This window comes from Streptosporangium nondiastaticum (assembly GCF_003011965.1).
Lineage (GTDB): Bacteria > Actinomycetota > Actinomycetes > Streptomycetales > Streptomycetaceae > Streptomyces > Streptomyces nondiastaticus.
This window is the reverse complement of sequence record NZ_PXWG01000341.1, coordinates 1-565: the sequence shown is the minus strand read 5'-3', so window position 1 is coordinate 565 and position 565 is coordinate 1. Positions and strand designations below refer to the sequence as shown.

Annotated in this window: 2 protein-coding genes; both read left to right on the top strand. The window is 66.0% G+C overall.

Annotated features, from left to right (window positions below):
• Positions 1–129: 129 nt before the first annotated feature.
• The gene (locus B7P34_RS39170) at positions 130–399 is read left to right on the top strand and encodes a hypothetical protein (RefSeq protein WP_223268624.1); all 270 of its coding nucleotides are present in this window, start codon (positions 130–132) and stop codon (positions 397–399) included.
• The coding region (locus tag B7P34_RS36130) for an endonuclease domain-containing protein (RefSeq protein WP_223268623.1) at positions 296–565 on the top strand (270 nt) is incomplete at its 3' end. The genes B7P34_RS39170 and B7P34_RS36130, both read left to right, overlap by 104 nt.

Below are 565 nucleotides of genomic sequence, written 5' to 3'. Positions count from 1 at the left end.
GTTGCAGCACAACGTCCGCAACACCGGCAACGCCGCCAGTTACAGCGGTTTCCGCTGACCTGAACTCACCCCTCTCCGCCTGTCCGCACACCTGCGGGCGGGCTCTCACCCATGCCCGGAGGTTTTGTCATGCCCTCTGTCCGTCTCGGTAACTCCGCCCCCATCGGTGCTCTCCCCGGCCACGAGGGGGAGCACGTCACGGAGATCGATGTGCCGGAGTCGCGGAGCTTCGAGGAAGCGATCCGCGACATCTGCCACAGCGAGGAGTCCGGCAACACCGGCCTGTGGCAGGCGCATTCGACCGCGTCTGCCCCGTCGTGGGTGGAGTCGTCGAGCCCCGATCTGGCGTCCGCTCTGGCGGCCCGGTTCGGCTGCTCGGTCGGCCGCCCCACCACCTGACTCGAACCCCTGTTCGGGTAAGATCAGGTACAAGGAACCCCCGCGACGGACACTGAGCGTCGATCACTGTCACGTCAGCGGTTCCGTAAGAGCGTTGCTATGCGCCAGTTGCAATACAGGGCTAGGCGCATTCCGTGATGACCCTGGCAGGCTGCTCGCAGCCGTC